Origin of the sequence: Microlunatus soli (genome assembly GCF_900105385.1) — a bacterium.
Taxonomy (GTDB): Bacteria; Actinomycetota; Actinomycetes; order Propionibacteriales; family Propionibacteriaceae; genus Microlunatus; species Microlunatus soli.
This window is the reverse complement of the sequence record NZ_LT629772.1, coordinates 620,003-638,985: the sequence shown is the minus strand read 5'-3', so window position 1 is coordinate 638,985 and position 18,983 is coordinate 620,003. Positions and strand designations below refer to the sequence as shown.

The following is an 18,983-nucleotide window of genomic DNA, read 5'->3' as shown; positions in this document are numbered from 1 at the left end:
GCAACACGTACTGAGATCTGACCCGGCTGAGGTGGGGCCGTGCGGGGGAATGCCGGCGGGCGGCCGATGGTTGGTGGTGATCATGGAACTCGAGGTGGTGCTGCCGAACGAATCGCCGCTGATGCCGCCGGGGCAGCTGGTCGACCTGGCCCAACAGGCGGAGGAGCTCGGCTTCCGGACGGCCTGGCTGCCGGACCACCTGCTGCCGCCGGGGGAGTTCGGAGCGACGTTCGGCGGCGTCTACGAACCGTTGATGACGCTCGGCCACCTGGGCGCGCTCACCGACCGGATCCGGCTGGGGACCTCGGTGCTGGTGGTGCCGCTGCGCGACCCGTTCCTGCTGGCCAAGCAACTGGCCACCCTGCAGCAGCTGTCGGCCGGGCGGATCGTGCTCGGCGCCGGGGTCGGCTGGTCGCAGCAGGAGTTCGCGGCGGTCGGAGCCGACTTCGGCCGTCGTGGTGCGATCACCGACGACGCACTGGCTCTGCTGCGGCACCTGTTCGGTGGTGGCTCGGCGCCGTATGAGGCACGGCGGTTCGGCTACACCGAGGGCGTCTTCGCGCCGCTGCCCGAGCAGCCGGTCGAGATCATGATCGGCGGCAACAGTGACGCCGCCCTGCGCCGCGCCGCCCGCTTCGGCGACAGTTGGCAGGGGATCCCGGCCGCTCCGGCTGCGTTTGCCGAGCGCGCGGGTCGGCTGGCCGACCTCGCCGGTGACCGAACCGTCGCCGCCGGACTGCGGATCGGCTGGCAGGGTGGGGCGTCCGGCACCACTGCCGAGCAGCTGGCCGGCGAGGTCCTGGAGTACGCTGCCGTCGGAGCGGATCGGGTCGCGGTCCACTTCGGTGACGCCGACGACACTGCCGTACGGATGTCTGCCCTGGTCACGGCGTTGCGTGCCCGCCGGTGACCCACCGCCGGACGCAGGAGCGGCAGCGTCGATCGGGAGACTGCGCCGATTAGGGATCGGCTCGTCGGCACTGGTAGCCTGATGACGCCGTCAGGACGGCCGCGGACGCCTAAGAGCTCCCACTTCACACCGAGTGAAAACTGTCTCGCCCCAGGCGGGGCAGGCTCCGGGAGCGCCGCGCAACGGGAAACCGAAGGGAGAGCTAGTGTCGATCGACGCTGCCGAGAAGAAGAAGATCATCGATGAGTACGGGACCGGCGAGGGTGACACCGGCTCTCCGGAGGTCCAGGTCGCGCTGCTCAGCCGCCGGATCGCCCATCTGACCGAACACCTGAAGCAGCACAAGCATGATCACCACAGCCGTCGTGGTCTGATGCTGCTGGTCGGTCAGCGCCGTCGGTTGCTCAACTACATCGCCAAGAGCGACATCGCGCGGTACCGAGCTCTCATCGAGCGCCTCGGCCTCCGCCGCTGACGCAGAGCGGTCCTCCCCGGAGGGCCGCTCTTCTCATACCGCGAAGTTGTCGGACGCTAGTTTGGCTGTAGCCCGACCACCGTCTGACAACACGGGTGGGACAACTGAATAACTCACCACTAGAGGGATTGCATCCCACGCTGTGCTCGACTCGGCGTCCTCGGTCCTCGGTAGTGGTTTTCGGGACGACCGGCTTGACCCCAAAGGCAAGATCCGGTCGGACCCGCGGACCTCGATCGAAGACCGGTCTCCACGCCAGTCGCCGGCGCTACGCATGATGCGCCATGAGCCCCGGCTCCCGCAGGTGCGGGAAACGTACGGGAGTGTGGGTGCAATCGCACCACATGTCCGCCTGTGCGCAGGCGGACAGCGAGAAAGGACATCCCGTGGAGGGACCAGGTATCAAGTTCTCCGAGGCAGTCATCGACAACGGTGCCCTTGGAAAGCACACCATCCGCTTCGAATCCGGTCTGCTGGCTCAGCAGGCCGCCGGTTCGGCAGCGGTCTACATCGACGGCGACACCATGTTGCTGTCGGCAACCAGCGCGCAGGCCAAGCCGCGCGACGCGATCGACTTCTTCCCGCTGACCGTCGACGTCGAAGAGAAGATGTACGCCGCCGGCAAGATCCCCGGTTCGTTCTTCCGTCGTGAGGGACGCCCGTCGGAGTCGGCCATCCTGACCTGTCGGCTGATCGACCGCCCGCTGCGCCCGCTGTTCGTCAAGGGCCTGCGCAACGAGGTCCAGGTCGTCATCACCGTGCTGGCGCTGAACCCCGAGAAGCTGTACGACGTGGTCGCGATCAACGCGGCCTCGATGTCCACCCAGCTGGCCGGGCTGCCGTTCTCCGGCCCGGTCGCCGGTGTCCGGGTCGCCCTGATCGGCGATCAGTGGGTCGGCTTCCCCGACGCCTCCCAGCTGGAGGACGCCTCCTTCGACATGGTCGTCGCCGGCCGGGTCCGCCCCGACGGTGACGTCGCGATCGCGATGGTCGAGGCCGAGTCCACCGAGCAGACCTGGGAACTGGTCCGCAGCGGCAAGACCGCGCCGACCGAGGAGATCGTCGCGGAGGGGCTGGAGGCGGCCAAGCCGTTCATCAAGTCGCTCTGCGACGCCCAGGCCGAGCTGGCCGCGCAGTTCCCCAAGGAGACCGCGCAGTTCCCGATCTTCACCGACTACGAGGACGACGTCTACGCAGCGGTGCAGGCCGAGGCGACCGCGGAGCTGGACCGGCTGACCCAGATCCCGGGCAAGCACGAACGCAACGACGCCACCGCCGAGTACAAGGCGCAGGTCAAGGAAAAGCTTGCGGCCCAGTTCGAGGGCCGGGAGAAGGAGATCTCCGGTGCCTTCAGCGCGCTGACCAAGAAGGTCGTCCGGCAGCGGGTGCTGAAGGACAAGGTCCGCATCGACGGCCGCGGCCTGGCCGACATCCGGACGCTGTCGGCGGAGGTCAGCGTCGTCCCGCGGGTGCACGGTTCGGCGCTGTTCCAGCGCGGCGAGACCCAGATCCTGGGCATCTCCACGCTGAACATGCTGGGCATGGAGCAGAAGCTCGACAATCTCGGTCCGGACAAGACCAAGCGCTACATGCACAACTACAACTTCCCGCCGTACTCGACCGGTGAGACCGGCCGGGTCGGTTCGCCGAAGCGGCGCGAGATCGGCCACGGCGCCCTCGCCGAGCGGGCCATCCTGCCGGTGCTGCCGGACCGCGAGGAGTTCCCGTACGCGATCCGTCAGGTGTCCGAGGCACTCGGTTCCAACGGTTCCACCTCGATGGGCTCGGTCTGCGCCTCGACGCTGGCCCTGCTGAACGCCGGTGTGCCGCTGCGCGCCCCGGTCGCCGGCATCGCGATGGGTCTGATGAGCGAGGAGGTCGACGGCGAGACGCACTACGTCACGCTGACCGACATCCTCGGTGACGAGGACGCGATGGGCGACATGGACTTCAAGGTCGCCGGTACGTCGGAGTTCATCACCGCGCTGCAGCTGGACACCAAGCTCGACGGCATCCCCGCTGACGTGCTGGCCGGTGCGCTGCGTCAGGCCAAGGACGCCCGGACCACCATCCTCGAGGTGATGGCCGAGGCGATCGACAAGCCGGACGAGATGAGCCTGTACGCACCGCGGATCATCACCCTGAAGATCCCGGTCGACAAGATCGGCGAGGTGATCGGTCCGAAGGGCAAGGTGATCAACCAGATTCAGGACGACACCGGCGCCCAGATCACCATCGAGGACGACGGCACCATCTACGTCGGTGCCGAGGAGGGCTCGGCCGCCGAGTCCGCTCGTTCGATGATCAACGCGATCGCCAATCCGACGATGCCGGAGAAGGGCGAGCGCTACCTCGGTACGGTCGTCAAGACCACCAATTTCGGTGCGTTCATCTCGCTGCTGCCCGGCAAGGACGGACTGCTGCACATCTCCAAGCTGCGCGGCCTGGCCGGTGGCAAGCGGGTCGAGGCCGTCGAGGACGTGGTCAGCGTCGGTCAGAAGATCCAGGTCGAGATCTCCGACATCGACGACCGCGGCAAGCTGTCGCTGGTCCCGGTGCTGGAGGAGGACGAGAAGTCCGAGGCCAAGGACGCCGACGGCGACAAGGAGCCGGCTGGAGCCGACGCCTGATCTATGCCGCGTAAATCACGCACCACGAAGGCCGTTCAGCGGTACCTCGGCGGACAGGTCCGCCGCACGGTACTGCCGAACGGCCTTCGCGTACTCACCGAGCGGATGCCGCACAGCCACACGTTCAGTGTCGGCTTCTTCGTCGACGTCGGCTCGGTGAGCGAGAATCCCAAGCTGAACGGTGCGTCGCACTTCCTCGAACACGTGCTGTTCAAGGGCACCAGGCGTCGACGGCCGGAGGAGATCTCCGCCGCGATCGAGTCGGTCGGTGGTGACATCAACGCCTACACCGCCAAGGAACACACCTGCTTCTACGCCCGCGTGCTGTCCGACGACGCCGACCTGGCAGTCGACGTGCTGGCCGACATGATCACCTCCAGTCAGATCGTCGGCCGTGAGGTGCAGGCCGAGCGGACGGTGATCCTGGACGAGATCGCCATGCACGCCGACGATCCGGTCGAATCGGTGCAGGAGTTGGTGTCGGCCCGGCTGCTGCCGACCGCGGGCCTGCGGTTGCCCGTCATCGGCACCGAACAGAGCATCACCGCGCTGTCCCGCGGTCAGATCCTGCGGCACTGGCAGCGCAACTACCATCCGGGCTCGATCGTGGTCGCCGCGGCCGGCGATGTCGATCATGATCGACTGGTCGAGCAGCTGGCCGCGCTCGGAGACTTCGGGGCACCGGCGAAACGCCCGCCGCGTCCGCTGCGCGGCGGCCCGGCCGGCGGTGAGCGGGTGTTGGCCGACAAGCGGCCGTTCGAACAGACGACGGTCTCGCTGGCTTATCCGGGCCCGGGTCTGTTCGAGGCGGAACGCTTCCCGCTCGGTCTGTTGTCGGTGATCATCGGCGGCGGGATGTCGTCCCGGCTGTTCGTCGAGGTCCGCGAGCGACGCGGTCTGGCCTACGGCATCGAGGCCGGTGAGACCAGCTACGCCGACGGTGGGCTGTGGAGCGTCGACTGGCAGTGTGCGCCGGAGAAGGTCGAGGAGATCCTGATCCTGGTCCGTGCGGAGCTGGAGCAGATCGCCGCCGATGGCGTTCAGGAGTCCGAACTGGAACGAGCCAAGGGCCAGCTCCGCGGTCAGACGGTGCTCTCCTACGAAGGGCCGCAGAGCCGGATGAGTCGGCTCGGGACAGCCGAACTGACCGGCGACCGCCGGACGGTCTCGGAGTTGCTCGACGAGTACGACCGGGTCGACACCGCGGCGGTCGGTCGGTCGGCGGCCGCTCTGCTGGACAGTGAACCGGTCCTCGCTCTGGTCGGCCCGCGCAAACCCGGCCGCAAGATCAACAAGCTGCTCGGCTGAGTTCCGCCGGACTGGCACGCTTCGATCAGGCGGACATCGGAATCGGCGTGCTCACCTCGACGAAGGTCCCGGCCGGGTCCTGGGTGACGAACCGGCGTTGACCGTACGCTTCATCCCGGAGCTCGATGGCGATCTCGAGCCCGTGCCGGCGGGCGTCGTCGTAGAGCCGATCGACGTCCTCGACGACGACGTCGATCAGGACGCCGCGGGGTGGGCCGGTGAGTCCGGGTGGCAGCAGCGGATGGCCGGCGACCCACACTCCGATCTCGAGCAGCGGCTCGCTTCGCCCGGACTCTGCAGATCGATGAACCAGTCGCTGTCGAAGGCCGCGGTGAAGCCGAGGAATCCGGTGTAGAAGTCTCGCATCGCCTCCAGGTCGTCGGCGACGACGATCGGGAATGTCCTGGTGATCATGCTGCCCCTCCTGCTGCCGCGCGGCCTGCCCAACGGACGTCACGTGGCTGCGACGCTAGACCGCCGGTCGCCGACCGGTCTTGGACGAATCGGCGACCCGACGACGCAGCGGAACGACATCGGGCCGCAGGAGACGACGCTCAGCGCTGCTCGTTCTCCGACGGCGGCCGCTGCCGGCCGATGCCCACCTGGACGGCGTGGACCACACCGATGGTCGCGATCACACCGCTGAGCGCTGCCAACATGGCGCCGCCATCAGCGATCGGTGCTCGAGGACCGGAGACTCCGGGCTCGGCGAGGATCATCACCAGAGCGAGAATGCTCAGGACGGTGGTCGTCACCGGCAGTGCCGGAGAGCGAGGCGTGTGGAAGGCGCCGGCGAGGCAACAGCTGATCAACGCCAGCATCAGCAGCACGCCGACCATGGCGATATTGCCGTAGCTGCCCAGTGCAAGCGTCCACAGGCTGCCGAAGGTGCGGGTCATCGTGCCGTCGTGGGTCGGCTCGTACAACGTGGCGAAGCTCAACGGGAATCCGAACACCCCGGCTGCGCCGTACAGCGTGCGATAGCCGGTCGGAGCGGGGCGGGTTCGGTCGTCGGTGGGTGGAGATGGCATCGGACGATGATGCCGCACCGGAGGTTCGCCGCTCGGACGCCCCCCGATCGATCAGGCCAGGGTACGGATCTCCCGGCGGGTGCCGACCAGCAGGCACAGCCCGGACATCGCCACGCCACAGGCGATGGTGGCGGTCAGGACGCCACCGGCACCGGCGACCAGGCCGAAGAGTGGTGTCATCAGTGGCGTGATCACCAGGTCCCCGAGCCGGTTGAGCGAGGAGACCCGTCCGAGGTGACTCGGTGCGATCTCCCGCTGGAAGACTCCGGAGATCCACACCGACGCCAGACCGGCGGTCAGCCCGATGATGATCATGCCGCCGAGCAACACCGGGAGTCGTCCGACCCCGACGGCCGCCAGACCGACGCCCTGCAGCACCAACACCCAGAACCCCCGGGCAGCCAGATGCGTTCCCTGCCAGCGGATGGCGACCGCACTTCCGATGATCGCCCCGACGGCGAGGCTCGCTTCGGCAAGGCCGACCCAGGTCGCGCTCCATCCCGACGTGGAGACTCGCAGCGCCACCCCGACGGCCACCACCGGTGTGATGAACACGTTCAGCGAGCTGATACCCAGGGTCAGGGTCCGCTGCCGCGGATGCCTTGCCAGATAGACGAATCCGTCCTTCAGGTTGGCCAGCACCGACCCGCCACCGGCCCGCGGGAGTCGATACCGGACCCGGATCACGATGATCAACAGCGCGGCGATCACCAGGAACGTCACCGCGTCGACGATCATCGCCACGCCGAAGCCGGCGGCGGCCACCACCACGGCACCGGCCGGCGCGCCGGCGAGGGTGGCCAGCCGGCCGCCGATCTGCAGCCAGCCGCTGACAGCGACCAGATCGTCGGGTCGGACCAGCTGCCGGACCAGCGTCGATCGTGCCGGAGCACTCAGACCGACAGCGATCCCGAACAGCACCTGGACCATGATCATCAGACCGGCGCTGTGCAGACCCGCCTGCCAGGCAAGGACCGCAGCGATCAGCACGAACGCCCGGACCAGTTCGCCGATGATCATCACCCGTCGGGTGTCCAGCCGGTCGGCGATCACCCCGCCGAACAACATCAGCGCTGCCTGCGGCAGCATCCCGACCGCAACGATCAGGCCCGCCAGCGCTGGGGCGAACTCGCGGACCGCGGTCCAGGCCAGCGCAACACTGAACACCGAGTCGCCGAACAGCGAGATCGTCGCGCCGACGATCCAGGTCCAGGCGACCGGATCGCGCCGCACCGGCGGCGGCTCGGGACCGATCGGCTCGACACCGTCCGATGCCACCCGTTCGGTCCCCCCATCGACGCGTTCGTTACCGGCATCGATCGGTTCGGTCCCGGCCATGACCCGTTCGGTTCCGGGCTCGACCTGCTCGGCGCTCATGCCGCACCGGGATCGCTGGGGAAGGCGCGGACGATGGTCCGCACCGGCATCCGCTCCACGTCGGGGCGGGAGCGGGCGTCGTCACGGCAGCGCTGATCCCAGGCGTGCAGCACCCGGTCCAACTCGGCCTGCAGTTCGGCGAACTGCTCGGGCGTCGCCCGGACCAGATTGTCCGCCGACAGCCCGAGTTCGTTCCACGGCTCGGGGTAGGTCGACCGGTCCCGCATCCAGGACAGGGTGGTCCGGGTGTGATGTTCGAAGTTGTTGCGCTCGGCGACGTCGGCGACATCGCGGGCGACACTGCCGGGCAGGAAGTCGTCGGCCGACCAGCTGAACCGGCGACGCACACCGCGCCAGACCGACTCCCGGGTGTCCCGGGCCAGCTCCGGAGCGGGGGTGACGAAGCCGGCCCGGTGCAGCCGCTTCAGGTGATGGCTGACCGAGCCGACCGCGAGCCCGGTCTGCCGGGCGAGCTGGCCGACGTTGGCCGGGCCGCCGACGGTGAGGATCTCGTACAGCCGCCGGCGTGCCGGATGGTGCACAGCGATCAACGCGTCGATCACCGCACCCGCCTCCGGCGGCCAGCTGTCGGTCGCCGGTGCGGAGTCCTGATGCCGTTCGCCGGCGGTCTTCCGTGTCATACCCACAGTCTCGACCGCCTTCCGCAGACCCACAAGTACTCTTGTATAAGTGCTTCGCTGATCCGGTCTCCCGCGGTCCCACCCCTCTGCCGCACCAGTTGCGTACCTTCGCACCACGTACACCTGGTGCGGAAGTACGGAACTGGTGCGGAGAGAGGGTGGGGTCCGGAAACCGCCGGATTCGGAGCGCACCGGGCGGAAGGCTGGTGCCATGGATCTTCACCTGACGAACAAGTTGGCCGTCGTCACCGGGGCATCGAAGGGCATCGGGCTCGCCGTGGTGCGCACCCTGCTGGACGAGGGCGCCGTCGTCGCAGCCGTCTCCCGCCGTCCGTCACCGGAGCTGACCGAGTTGACCGGCACACGGCTGTTCCATGTCGCAGCCGATCTCTCGACGGTCGACGGACCGGCGCGAGCGATCGAGGAAGCCGTGCAACACCTCGGCGGCCTGGACATCGTGATCAACAACGCCGGCGGGCCACCGCCGGGAGCGACCCTGCCACGGTTCTCCTTCGAGCAGCTGACCGATGCCGACTGGCGTTCCATGATCGACTTCAACCTGTTCGGGGTGGTCCGTGCCGTCCGTGCGGCGCTGCCACACCTGCTGTCCCGCGGCGGCGGGGCGATCGTCAACGTGTCCTCCACCCATGCCCACGTTCCGAGTGCGGTCAACGTCGACTACGGCGCCGCAAAGGCAGGTGTCAACAACCTGACCCAAGCGTTGTCGGAGGAGTACGGACCCCGCGGTATCCGTGTCAACACCGTCAGCCCCGGCCCGGTGCGTACGCCCTGGTGGACCGAACCGGGCGGTGCCGCCGAGGTGCTCGCGGCCGCGACCGGAACCGATCGCGAGACGGTGCTGAACACGTCGGCGGCGGAGATGATGCAGCTCACCACCGGACGGCTGATCGATCCGCAGGAGATCGCCGATCAGATCGTGTTGCTGGCGTCGCCGCGGTCGGGCAGCACCACCGGATCGGACGTGATCGTGGACGCCGGACTGGTCAAGACGGTCTGATCGTCGGCGCAGGGCCGGAGCCCGAATGACCGAAAACTCTTCTTGGCAACGGGCATCAGGGTGACCAAGAAGTATCCGGCGCCCGCCATCAGCGATGCAATCGGCAGCCCGACACCGGTGACGAGCAGGCCGCCGAGCAGGCCGCCGAACGGCATCGGTGACCAGGTCAGCGAACCGTTCAGGGCGGTGACCCGACCGGTGAGTGATTGCGGGATCCGTTCGAAGACCACCGCGCCGATGATCGGATTGATGAAACCCGAGGCCAGGCCGGCGATCGTGCAGACGGTCAGGACTGCGGGCAGTCCTGGCTGCAAGCTGAAGAAACCGTGACCGGACTCCTTGGCCCAGACCGGCAGCATCACCGTGGAGAAGGCCTGGTCGACCATTCCCGTCATCGACGCGCTGTCGGTGGTGGTGGTCAGCACCAACCACGGGATCGCGATCATGGATAACCGGGTGCCGGACGAGGAAAGGGTCTCGGCAACGGAGAACGCCACGAACGGCTTGCGATCGCGGTTGCCGGTCGCCGCGTTGTTGATCATGAGTCCGCCGCCGCCGGCGGTTCGGGTTCGCCCCGACCCGGACGACTGAGCCGGCCGGGCCGGGGGAAGCCGTGCACCTGGATCATGAACTGCTCGGCCTCGGCCGTGGCGGTGCCGCGATCGCGGGGTGCTGCCCGGGAGATGGCGTCGATCATCCGGTGCACCCGTCGGAGCATGTCCTCGGCCTGATCGGCGGTCAGCCAGATCACCCAGACGCTGGAGTCGGACACCTCGGCCCATCGGTCGGGAAGTTCGGTCCGTTCCCGGAATGCGGCGGTCAGTTGATCGATGTCGGTGACGGCGAGGGCCTGCCAGAAGGCGCCGACGGCCTCCCGGTCGTTCTGCGACGCCGCCCGGCCGGCGTTGTCCAGCCGCGTCGACCGAAAGCTCGCATGCCACCAGCGCTCCCGCTTGTTGCCGTGACCGGCATCCTCCTCGATGAAGCCGTGATGGGCCAGTTGGCGGAGGTGGTAGGACGTGGCACCGCTGTTCAGCCCGAGTCGGTCGGCGAGCTGGGTCGCGGTTGCCGGGCCGTCCATCCGCAGCATCCCGAGCATCCTCAGCCGCACCGGATGGGCCAGCGCCTTGAGCTGGGTCACGTCCGGTGTGACGAAGTCTGCGTCCTGGACCGGATCCGATGCGGTCGCCGGTGTGTGGTCGCGGTCGGCTGCATCACGCATGGCCGCTGTGCACGGCTGACACCACTCCACCGGTGTCGGTCGGCTGCTCCACCGATACGCGACACTGGACCCGTACAGCGGGCATCCGGCCCGGCAGACTCAGAACGAAGAAGGGGAATCGATGGCGACCACGGTGGCGGTGTTCGGGGCGCAGGGTCGGATGGGGGCAGAGACCTGTCGGGCGGTCCGGGCGTCCGACGGGCTGGACCTGATTGCCGAGATCGGTTCCGGCGACGACCGCGCCGCGGCCGAGGGTGCACAGGTGGTCGTCGACTTCACCCGACCCGACGTCGTGATGGACAACCTCGACTGGTGCATCGAGCGGGGGATCCATGCGGTGGTCGGCACCACGGGCTTCACCGCCGACCGGCTCGATGCGTTGCGAGCCAAGCTGGACGGGAGTGCGACCGGTGTGCTGATCGCCGCCAACTTCTCGATCGGCGCCGTGCTGACGATGCACTTCGCCGAGCAGGCGGCGGCGTTCTACGAGAGTGCCGAGATCGTCGAATTGCATCATCCGAACAAGGCCGACGCGCCCTCCGGTACGGCGACCGCGACCGCAAGCCGGATCGCTGCCGGCCGGACCGCTGCCGGACTGGCCGAGGTGCCGGATGCGACCAGCACCGGACTGGACGGCGCGCGGGGCGCCGTCGTCGACGGCATCCACGTGCACGGGGTCCGGTTGCGCGGTCTGGTCGCCCATCAGGAGGTGCTGTTCGGCGCCGAGGGGGAGACCTTGACGATCCGGCACGACTCGCTGGACCGGTCCTCGTTCATGCCCGGCGTGATCGCCGCCATCCGGGGGATCGGCGACCGTCCGGGGCTGACCATCGGCATCGAGGAAATCCTCGGGATCGGACGATGAGCCAGCCCTGGGATCCGGCGTCGGAGGACCCGGACGGCGGTCGATCGGATCGACCCACCGAGCGCGGCCCGTCCTTCGAGGCGCCGACCTGGCGGCCGGTCGAGACCGGACCGCGCCCGGCGATGCCGCCGGGCCCTGCCGGTCCGCCCGGCCCGGGTGAGGCGTACGGATCAGGTGCGGCCTACGACGGTCCGGACTGGCAGCGGACCGCCGACCTGTCGCAGCCGACCCCGGTCGACAACTTCCAGCCGGGCCAGGTCTTCGGCTCGGCCGGGGCCGCGCCGGTGGTGCCGCCACCGGCCAGGCGGAGCCGCCGGCCCTCCGGGCCTGTGATCGTCGGTATCGTCGTGATCGGTCTGCTGGTGTTGTTGCTCGCCGTGGATCGGGTCGGTGCGGCGGTGGCGGGGCAGCGGACGGCCGCCCACGTGCAGCAGAGTTACGGGTTGAGCCAGTCGCCGCAGGTCGACTTCGGTGGCTTCCCGTTCCTCACCCAGCTCGCCACCTCGACCTTCGATGAGGTCGACGTGCACGCCGAGGATCTCCCGATCCGACAGCAGTCCGGCGAGCTGACGATCGACGAGCTGGAGGCGACCCTGCGCGACGTACGACCGGAGTCGGAACGGATCCGGATCGGGTCACTGCAGGGCAGTGCCCTGGTCGGCTACCAGGGCATCTCCGGCCTGCTCGGCCGTGACGTCGGCTACGCCGGCCGGGACGGTGCCGGTGGACGGCTCCGGATCGAGCTCACCGGCGCCCTCGCCGTGACCGCCGGGCTGTCCTACGACGCTGCCAGCAGCAGGTTCCAGGTCCGCGACGTCAAGCTGACCGCCGGCGGTCAGACGCTGCCCGGCGGCATCGTCGAGCCGCTGATCAATCAGCTGATGACGCCGGTCTCGGCGCTGCCCGACGGGCTGCAGCCGACCCGGGTCGACGTGACGGCCGAAGGTGTACGACTGCACGGGACGGGGGAGGACCTGCTCTTCGACCGCTGAGCCGGGTCCGGACAACGATCAGCGGGTCAGTTCGTGGTCGGGTCGCCACTCTCGGTGATGTCGGTATGCAGCCGTACCTGCTTCAGCCGCAGGCTGCCGTCCTCGGTGCCGATCTCGCGGTGCGCACTGTCCGGAGCCCAGCCGGCGCCGGTGAAGAACCCGCGGGTGATGTCGTCGGTCGAGGACACCCAATACCGTGCACGCCGGAACCCGTCGGCGCGCAACGTGTCGGCGCAGGCGTTCAGCAGTCGGGAGCCGTGCCCCCGCCGCTGCGCCGGCCGGTCGATCACGAATTCGTCGATCGCGCCGTCGGCCTGCAGGTCGGCGTCGCCGTCCAGGGACGGCGTGGTGGTCGCAAATCCGACCAGTTGTTCGTCCCCGATCGCGACCAGCACCCGGAACCGTGCCTCCGGCGGCCGGTTGATCGCCTGCCGCCACAGTTCGGCCATCTCCTCCAGGCTGCTGCCGGCCAGCAGTTGTTCGGCTGCCTCGGCGGGGAGGCGTTCGCCCCAGCTGCGCCGTTGGATCGCGGCGATCCCGTCCGCCTCGCCGGCCAGCGCAAGTCGTACGGAATCGGCGATCGGATGCTCGGGATGATCGGTCACGGCGCGATGGTACCGGCCACCCCGACCCGGGTTCAGAACGTGGTTGCGTCAGGGCCCGAACACGGTCGCACGACGTCGTCGATCGATGTGAGCCAAATCACATCCGGTGGATTGTAACGTTCGGACCCTGATCAGCGATGATATTCACGAAGTCCGTGGTTACCTGAACCCCCGAGCAGGCAACCACGGACTTCTTTCATGTCCGAATGCGCGTACGGCGGCGTCGGCGCCCGGGCGGCGAGTGCTCGCGGCACCGATAGGATCGCCGGGTGGCTGCATCGAGACTTCAGACCCCTCCGCGACTCGCCAAGTCAACGTTGCGGGTGATCCCGCTCGGCGGACTGGGGGACATCGGGCGGAACATGGCCGCCCTGGAGATCAACGGCCAGCTGTTGCTGATCGACTGCGGCGTGCTCTTCCCCGAGGACGACCATCCCGGTGTCGACCTGATCCTGCCGGGCTTCGACATCATCGAGGACCGGTTGGACGACGTCCAGGGTCTGGTCCTCACCCATGGGCACGAGGACCACGTCGGCGCCGTCCCGTACCTGCTGCGGCGGCGTCCCGACATCCCGCTGATCGGGTCCCGGCTGACGCTGGCACTGGTGGCCGAAAAGATCAAGGAACACCGGCTCTCCGGCACCCAACCGCGACCGGTGGCCGAGGGGGACCGGGTCACGCTCGGCGAATTCGACCTGGAATTCGTCGCCGTCAATCACTCGATCCCCGACGGTCTCGCCGTGTTCGTCAGGACCAAGGCCGGCAACGTGCTGCACACCGGTGACTTCAAGATGGACCAGCTGCCGTTGGACGGCCGGCTCACCGATCTGCGGGCGTTGGCCCGGCTGGGTGAGGAAGGCGTCGATCTCTTCATGGTCGACTCCACCAACGCCGAGGTGCCCGGCTTCACCACACCGGAGAAGGACATCCTGCCGGCCCTGCAGCGGGTCTTCGCGACCAGCAACCAGCGGCTGATCGTGACCAGCTTCGCCTCGCACGTGCATCGCGTCCAGCAGGTGCTGGACACCGCGGTCTCGTTCGGTCGCAAGGTCGCCTACGTCGGCCGATCGATGGTCCGCAACATGGGCATCGCCCGCGATCTGGGCTATTTGAAGGTGCCCGAGAACACCCTGATCGACCTGCGCGAGCTGGAGAAGTACCGGCCCGACCAGGTGGTGTTGATCTCCACCGGGTCCCAGGGGGAACCGCTGTCCGCACTCGCCCGGATCGCCAATCGGGAACACCCGACCATCCGGCTCGAGCCCGGCGACACCGTGCTGTTGGCCAGTTCACTGGTGCCGGGCAACGAGACCGCCGTCTATCGGGTGATCAACGGTCTGACCAAGCTCGGTGCGCGGGTGGTGCACCGCGGCAACGCGATGGTGCACGTGTCCGGTCACGCCAGCGCCGGCGAACTGCTCTACGTCTACAACCTGATCAAGCCGCGGAACGTGATGCCGGTGCACGGCGAGGCCCGGCACCTGATCGCCAACGCCGACCTGGCCGTTGCCACCGGTGTGCCACGGGAGCGGACGATCATCGCCGAGGACGGGACGGTCGTCGATCTGCGGGACCACAAGGCCAAGGCCGTCGGCCAGATCGAATGCGACTACATCTTCGTCGACGGGTCAACCGTCGGCGACATCAGTGAGAGCTCGCTGACCGATCGCCGGATCCTCGGCGAGGAGGGCTTCATCTCCGTCGTCGCCGTGGTGAATCTGCAGACCAAGCGGGTGATCAGCGGACCGGACATCCACGACCGCGGCTTCCTGGAGGACCCGAGTGTGTACGAGACCGTCCGCGGTCGGCTGACCCAGGCGCTCACCGATGCCCTGGAGGACGGTGTCGACGACACTCATCGGCTGCAACAGGTGATCCGTCGCCAGATCGGCAAGTGGGTCAGCGACACCTACCGCCGCCGCCCGATGATCATCCCGGTCGTCGTCGCCGTCTGACGACGTTCCCGTCTCGTACTCGTCGACCCGCCCGCTCCGGTCTTCCGCCACACCGTCGCACCAGTTGCGTACCTTCGCACCACGTACACCCGGTGCGAAGGTACGGAACTGGTGCGACGGGGGTTGGGTGGGGATGAGTACGCGGGCGAGCGGGCATGACAAAGGGCCCAGCCGCGGATGCGGGTGGGCCCTTGGCGCGAAGCGCTAGTTCAGCGGGAGACCTTGCCGGCCTTCAGGCAGGAGGTGCAGACGTTCATCCGCTTCGGGGTGCCGTTGACGACAGCCCGGACCCGCTGGATGTTCGGGTTCCAACGCCGGATGGTCTTCTTCTTCGACCACGGGTTGTTGTGGCCGAAGCTCGGTCGCTTGGCGCAGATATCACACACGGCAGCCACGGGAGTTACTCCTGATTGAGGTACGTCGTACGGGGATTCGGGCGGGTGACCGCACCGAGGTCTCGGGACCTGGCCCCGAGCAACTTCGCAAGAATATCCGAAACCGCCCCGAGAGCGCGAATCGGGGCCGATCTGGTCCGGGCAGCGTCGGAATACGCCCGACCGCCGGATGCGGGACGACTGCAACTTTCGATACACCGACCTGTCTCCAACGGCCGATGGCACGCGCCCACCGCGCGGACACGCTGGCAGTATGACCAAACTCCAACCGGCTCTCCGGACCAGCTCACTGACCAAGGTCTACCCGGGTACGCAACCGGTCACCGCGCTCGACAGGGTCGAGGTAGCGGTCCCGCGCGGTGAGTTCGCCGTGATCATGGGTCCGTCGGGCTCGGGCAAATCGACCCTGATGCATTGCGCTGCCGGGCTGGACCGGCCGACCGACGGGCACTGCTGGATCGGCGACACCGAGCTCAGCGAACTGACCGACGACCGGCTCACCGATCTGCGCCGGGATCGGATCGGGTTCATCTTCCAGAGCTTCAACCTGCTGCCCGACTTGACGGCCCGGGAGAACATCACGCTTCCGATCGAGTTGGCTGGTGAGCGGGTCGATCAGCACGCCCTGCGGCGGGTGGTCGATGCCGTCCGGCTGACCGACCGGCTGGATCACCGGCCGGCCCAGCTGTCCGGCGGCCAGCAGCAACGGGTGGCCTGCGCACGGGCTTTGCTCGGCCGGCCGGAGGTGGTGTTCGCTGACGAGCCCACCGGCGCCCTGGACCGGGAGACCTCGGCGGAGTTGCTCGGCTTCCTGCGTCGGACGGTCGACGACGTCGGGCAGACCATAGTGATGGTGACCCACGATCCGGTCGTGGCCGGTTATGCCGATCGCGTGCTGTTCCTGGTCGACGGTCGCCTGGTCGACGAGCTGCCCGACCCCGATCCCGAACGGGTGCTGGACCGGATGAAGACCCTGGACGAGGTGGCCGCCTGATGATCACCTTCGCCCTGCGGGAGCTCGCAGCGAACAGGTCCCGGATCGCGATGGCGGTGATCGCGATCATGCTCGGTGTGACGGCAGCCGTGGCCGGGTGGGTGGCCTCGGACTCGGTCGCCAGCACCCTGGCCGACCAACCCGTACGTGATCGGGTCGACCTGGTGGTGCAGTCCGGACGGACCCCGCTCACCGCGACCGAACGGGCCCGGATTGCCGCGGTTCCCGGCGTCCGCTCCGCCGATCCGATCACCGTCGGGCGCGCCGGGCTGGTCGGGCCGGATGGCAAGTTGGTGCCGTCGCAGACCGCTCCCGAGCAGGCCGGGACCGTGTTCACCGCCGGTGCAGCCGGGCAGCGGTTCGCCATCGTCGACGGCCGCCGGCCGCAGCACGTCGGCGAGATCGCCGTCGGTCCGGACGCGATCCGAGCCGGCGTCCGGGTCGGTTCCTCGGTCCGGGTGCTGCTGGACGGCGGCAAGACGACCACCCAACGGGTCACCGGCAGCTATCGCTACGCGGCGTTGGGGCCCGACGACGGCGCGACTGCCGACCCGCCGCCGGTGGTCGCCTTCGCTCCCACCGAGCCGACCCTGCTGACCCGTGACCTGTCCCGGATCGAGATCGGCATCGAACCGGGTACCGACCCGGCCGCGGTCACCGCGGCGATCCACCGGATCGTGCCGGGCGGCAGCCGGGTCATGTCGGCCGCCACACTGGCGTCCACAATGGCCGACGAGGCGGCTGACGCCGCGAACGATCTCCGGATGACACTGCTGCCGTTCGCTGCGGTCGCAGTGCTGGTCGGCGCCTTCGTGATCGCCAACACTTTCACCCTGCTGATCAGCCAGCGCACCCGGCAGTTCGCGCTGCTCCGGGCGATCGGTGCCAAGCGGCGGCAGGTGCGGTGGTCGGTGATCGTCGAAGCGTCCGCGCTGGGACTCGTCGGCGCGACGATCGGTGGGGTGGCCGGCGTGACGATCGCTCCGGCGCTGTTGCGGATCGTTCGTAGCGACGAGCCGGTCCAGTTGCATGTCTCGCCTGTCGCGGTCGCGGTCGCATACGGGACCGGGATCGTGGTTACCGTGCTGGCAGCGCTCGGGGCGGCACGACGGGCCGCCCGTGTCTCACCGATGGCGGCCTTGCGACTGGACGTGGCGGAGCCGTCGTCGTCGCACCGTCGATCGACGGTGCTGGGGATCGCCCTGGTGGCGATCGCGACGGCCGGCGTCCTGGCGACGGCCCGGCCGGACAGCGCCAACCTGCCGCGGATCGCTGCATTGGTGTCGATCCTGGTCGGCTCCGTCGGCATGCTCGTGCTGGCACCCCAGCTGGTCCGGTTGACGTTCGGCCCGCTCAGCCGACTGCTGGCACCGGATCGAGACCGCAGTTCGGGACGGCGGATCGGTCCCGCCACTCGGCTGGCGGTCCGAACGGCGGCCCGCGATCCACGGCGTACGGCCCGGACTGGGACCGCGATCACCATCGGGCTGGCTCTGATCTGTGCGTTCGGGACGTTTTCCTCGACCTTCGCTCAGCTGATCGCCTCGACAGTGCTGGCCAATACCCCTGCCGCGACCACGGTCCTGCAACCGGCCGCCGGTGGTGCGGCGACCCTGGCCGAGTCCGACCTCAGGGCCGTCCGCAACACGCCGGGTGTATCGACCGCAGCCGCGGCTCGGGACATCATCACCGGCATCGATTCTCCGTCGGGATCGACGCGGTTGGTGATCACCGCCATCGAGCCCGAGGCGCTCGGTACGGTACTCACGCCGAACATGATCGCCGGCAGCGACGACCTGCACCGTGGTGCCGTGGTGTCGAAGAATCAGGCCGACATGCTCGGACTGCGGATCGGGTCGCCGATCACCCTGCACCCCGACGGACGGTCGATCCGCACCACGGTCACCGGACTCTACGAGGCGACCGAGCTGTCGGCCAGTCTCTTCTACGACGTCGATCTTGCGCCGTCGTCGATCAAGCCGGCGCTGAACACCATCTACGCCACCGGGCCCGATCCAGCCGCCGTCCGAACCGAGCTGCAGCAGCGATTCGCCGAGCGCCCGGACGTGATGATCACCGACCGCGAGGGCCTTGCCCAGCAAGGGATCCAACGACAGCAGATCGCGTTCACCCTGATCTATGCGATGTTCGCGCTGTCGGTGATCATCGCCGTCTTCGGTGTGGTCAACACGCTGGTGCTATCGGTCGGAATGCGCACCCGCGAGCTGGGCGTGTTGCGAGCCATCGGCGGCTCCCGGACGATGATCATGGCAATGATCAGGATGGAGAGTCTGGTGATCGCGATCTTCGGCGCGCTGCTGGGGCTGGTGATCGGCATCCTCGGTGGTGCGGTGATGCAGCATGCGATGCTCGGTCAGCGGATCGCCGACTTCGCGTTGCCCACCGGTGTGATCGCCGGCTGTCTGGTCGGTATCGTCGTGGCAGCCGTGCTCGCCTCGATCTGGCCGGCCGCGAAGGCGGCGCGGGTCGAGGTGCTGACCGCAGTCTCGTCCTCGTGACGGGACGGGCCGGCCCGGTCGGTACCGCTCGGGTCAGAGACCAAGG

General features: G+C 68.5%; 19 protein-coding genes. 10 read left to right on the top strand and 9 right to left on the bottom strand.

Features of this window, described 5'->3' with window-relative positions; genetic code table 11:
- The first annotated feature begins 82 nt into the window (after positions 1 to 82).
- The 4 genes from BLU38_RS03035 to BLU38_RS03020 all read left to right on the top strand — a co-directional run bounded on the left by BLU38_RS03035 (position 83) and on the right by BLU38_RS03020 (position 5,323).
- Positions 83 to 910, top strand: a complete 828-nt coding sequence (locus BLU38_RS03035; RefSeq protein ID WP_091531767.1) for a TIGR03619 family F420-dependent LLM class oxidoreductase — start codon at positions 83 to 85, stop codon at positions 908 to 910.
- 211 nt (positions 911 to 1,121) lie between these two features.
- A complete protein-coding gene (gene rpsO / locus BLU38_RS03030) occupies positions 1,122 to 1,385 on the top strand; it encodes a 30S ribosomal protein S15 (RefSeq protein WP_197680153.1) in 264 nt (87 codons plus the stop codon).
- A gap of 386 nt (positions 1,386 to 1,771) precedes the next feature.
- On the top strand, positions 1,772 to 4,015 hold the full coding sequence (locus BLU38_RS03025; protein ID WP_091531763.1) for a polyribonucleotide nucleotidyltransferase: 2,244 nt from the start codon (positions 1,772 to 1,774) through the stop codon (positions 4,013 to 4,015).
- 3 nt (positions 4,016 to 4,018) lie between these two features.
- Positions 4,019 to 5,323: a M16 family metallopeptidase gene (locus tag BLU38_RS03020; RefSeq protein WP_091519654.1), complete on the top strand. Its 1,305-nt coding sequence runs from the start codon at positions 4,019 to 4,021 to the stop codon at positions 5,321 to 5,323.
- A 25-nt stretch (positions 5,324 to 5,348) separates the two neighbouring features.
- On the opposite strand, the gene BLU38_RS03015 is transcribed toward BLU38_RS03020, so the two are convergent.
- The 5 genes from BLU38_RS03015 to BLU38_RS03000 form a co-directional block, all read right to left on the bottom strand.
- Complete coding sequence (locus BLU38_RS03015) at positions 5,349 to 5,582, bottom strand: VOC family protein (RefSeq protein WP_091519649.1); 234 nt, start codon at positions 5,580 to 5,582, stop codon at positions 5,349 to 5,351.
- On the bottom strand, positions 5,519 to 5,737 hold the full coding sequence (locus BLU38_RS30740; protein ID WP_157683186.1) for a VOC family protein: 219 nt from the start codon (positions 5,735 to 5,737) through the stop codon (positions 5,519 to 5,521). The genes BLU38_RS03015 and BLU38_RS30740 overlap by 64 nt, the downstream gene beginning before the upstream one ends.
- Before the next feature lie 140 nt (positions 5,738 to 5,877).
- On the bottom strand, positions 5,878 to 6,354 hold the full coding sequence (locus BLU38_RS03010) for a hypothetical protein (RefSeq protein ID WP_157683185.1): 477 nt from the start codon (positions 6,352 to 6,354) through the stop codon (positions 5,878 to 5,880).
- Positions 6,355 to 6,405: 51 nt separating this feature from the next.
- Positions 6,406 to 7,731 carry an MFS transporter gene (locus BLU38_RS03005; RefSeq protein WP_091519642.1) on the bottom strand — a complete coding sequence of 442 codons (1,326 nt, stop codon included), beginning with the start codon at positions 7,729 to 7,731 and terminating at the stop codon, positions 6,406 to 6,408.
- Positions 7,728 to 8,372, bottom strand: coding sequence for an ArsR/SmtB family transcription factor (locus BLU38_RS03000; RefSeq protein ID WP_157683184.1), 645 nt, complete (start codon positions 8,370 to 8,372; stop codon positions 7,728 to 7,730). Before BLU38_RS03000 ends, BLU38_RS03005 begins: the two co-directional genes overlap by 4 nt.
- Before the next feature lie 211 nt (positions 8,373 to 8,583).
- Here BLU38_RS03000 and BLU38_RS02995 point away from each other — a divergent pair, with 211 nt between their 5' ends.
- Positions 8,584 to 9,390, top strand: a complete 807-nt coding sequence (locus BLU38_RS02995; RefSeq protein WP_091519636.1) for an SDR family NAD(P)-dependent oxidoreductase — start codon at positions 8,584 to 8,586, stop codon at positions 9,388 to 9,390.
- Here BLU38_RS02995 and BLU38_RS02990 read toward each other — a convergent pair.
- Together BLU38_RS02990 and BLU38_RS02985 are read right to left on the bottom strand one after the other, a co-directional pair.
- Positions 9,303 to 9,932 (bottom strand): MFS transporter, encoded by a 630-nt coding sequence (locus BLU38_RS02990; RefSeq protein WP_091519633.1) that lies wholly within the window; start codon positions 9,930 to 9,932, stop codon positions 9,303 to 9,305. The two genes, BLU38_RS02995 and BLU38_RS02990, sit on opposite strands and share 88 nt — an antisense overlap.
- On the bottom strand, positions 9,929 to 10,612 hold the full coding sequence (locus BLU38_RS02985) for an ArsR/SmtB family transcription factor (protein ID WP_091519629.1): 684 nt from the start codon (positions 10,610 to 10,612) through the stop codon (positions 9,929 to 9,931). Before BLU38_RS02985 ends, BLU38_RS02990 begins: the two co-directional genes overlap by 4 nt.
- 121 nt (positions 10,613 to 10,733) lie before the next feature.
- Here BLU38_RS02985 and dapB point away from each other — a divergent pair, with 121 nt between their 5' ends.
- Entirely contained in the window at positions 10,734 to 11,477 is a 744-nt protein-coding gene (gene dapB / locus BLU38_RS02980; protein WP_091519624.1) for a 4-hydroxy-tetrahydrodipicolinate reductase, read from the top strand.
- On the top strand, positions 11,474 to 12,469 hold the full coding sequence (locus BLU38_RS02975) for an LmeA family phospholipid-binding protein (RefSeq protein ID WP_091519620.1): 996 nt from the start codon (positions 11,474 to 11,476) through the stop codon (positions 12,467 to 12,469). The genes dapB and BLU38_RS02975 overlap by 4 nt, the downstream gene beginning before the upstream one ends.
- Positions 12,470 to 12,495: 26 nt before the next feature.
- Here the strand turns inward: BLU38_RS02975 and BLU38_RS02970 are convergent, their stop codons facing one another.
- Entirely contained in the window at positions 12,496 to 13,074 is a 579-nt protein-coding gene (locus BLU38_RS02970; RefSeq protein WP_091519616.1) for a GNAT family N-acetyltransferase, read from the bottom strand.
- A gap of 269 nt (positions 13,075 to 13,343) precedes the next feature.
- Between BLU38_RS02970 and BLU38_RS02965 the strand changes: the two genes are divergently transcribed.
- Positions 13,344 to 15,029, top strand: coding sequence for a ribonuclease J (locus tag BLU38_RS02965; protein WP_197679961.1), 1,686 nt, complete (start codon positions 13,344 to 13,346; stop codon positions 15,027 to 15,029).
- Positions 15,030 to 15,238: 209 nt separating this feature from the next.
- Here the strand turns inward: BLU38_RS02965 and rpmB are convergent, their stop codons facing one another.
- Entirely contained in the window at positions 15,239 to 15,424 is a 186-nt protein-coding gene (gene rpmB, locus BLU38_RS02960) for a 50S ribosomal protein L28 (RefSeq protein WP_091519612.1), read from the bottom strand.
- 253 nt (positions 15,425 to 15,677) lie between these two features.
- Here rpmB and BLU38_RS02955 point away from each other — a divergent pair, with 253 nt between their 5' ends.
- Positions 15,678 to 16,418 carry an ABC transporter ATP-binding protein gene (locus tag BLU38_RS02955; RefSeq protein WP_091519610.1) on the top strand — a complete coding sequence of 247 codons (741 nt, stop codon included), beginning with the start codon at positions 15,678 to 15,680 and terminating at the stop codon, positions 16,416 to 16,418.
- On the top strand, positions 16,418 to 18,937 hold the full coding sequence (locus BLU38_RS02950) for an ABC transporter permease (RefSeq protein WP_091519606.1): 2,520 nt from the start codon (positions 16,418 to 16,420) through the stop codon (positions 18,935 to 18,937). Before BLU38_RS02955 ends, BLU38_RS02950 begins: the two co-directional genes overlap by 1 nt.
- Positions 18,938 to 18,983 lie beyond the last annotated feature (46 nt).

Coding starts and splice junctions, on each gene's coding strand:
- BLU38_RS02990 (WP_091519633.1), bottom strand. CDS start 9,932: ATGATCAACAACGCGGCGACCGGCAACCGCGATCGCAAGCCGTTCGTG.
- BLU38_RS02955 (WP_091519610.1), top strand. CDS start 15,678: ATGACCAAACTCCAACCGGCTCTCCGGACCAGCTCACTGACCAAGGTC.
- BLU38_RS03010 (WP_157683185.1), bottom strand. CDS start 6,354: ATGCCATCTCCACCCACCGACGACCGAACCCGCCCCGCTCCGACCGGC.
- BLU38_RS03005 (WP_091519642.1), bottom strand. CDS start 7,731: ATGAGCGCCGAGCAGGTCGAGCCCGGAACCGAACGGGTCATGGCCGGG.
- dapB (WP_091519624.1), top strand. CDS start 10,734: ATGGCGACCACGGTGGCGGTGTTCGGGGCGCAGGGTCGGATGGGGGCA.
- BLU38_RS02975 (WP_091519620.1), top strand. CDS start 11,474: ATGAGCCAGCCCTGGGATCCGGCGTCGGAGGACCCGGACGGCGGTCGA.
- BLU38_RS30740 (WP_157683186.1), bottom strand. CDS start 5,737: ATGATCACCAGGACATTCCCGATCGTCGTCGCCGACGACCTGGAGGCG.
- BLU38_RS02985 (WP_091519629.1), bottom strand. CDS start 10,612: ATGCGTGATGCAGCCGACCGCGACCACACACCGGCGACCGCATCGGAT.
- BLU38_RS02950 (WP_091519606.1), top strand. CDS start 16,418: ATGATCACCTTCGCCCTGCGGGAGCTCGCAGCGAACAGGTCCCGGATC.
- BLU38_RS02995 (WP_091519636.1), top strand. CDS start 8,584: ATGGATCTTCACCTGACGAACAAGTTGGCCGTCGTCACCGGGGCATCG.
- BLU38_RS03000 (WP_157683184.1), bottom strand. CDS start 8,372: ATGACACGGAAGACCGCCGGCGAACGGCATCAGGACTCCGCACCGGCG.
- BLU38_RS03020 (WP_091519654.1), top strand. CDS start 4,019: ATGCCGCGTAAATCACGCACCACGAAGGCCGTTCAGCGGTACCTCGGC.
- BLU38_RS03035 (WP_091531767.1), top strand. CDS start 83: ATGGAACTCGAGGTGGTGCTGCCGAACGAATCGCCGCTGATGCCGCCG.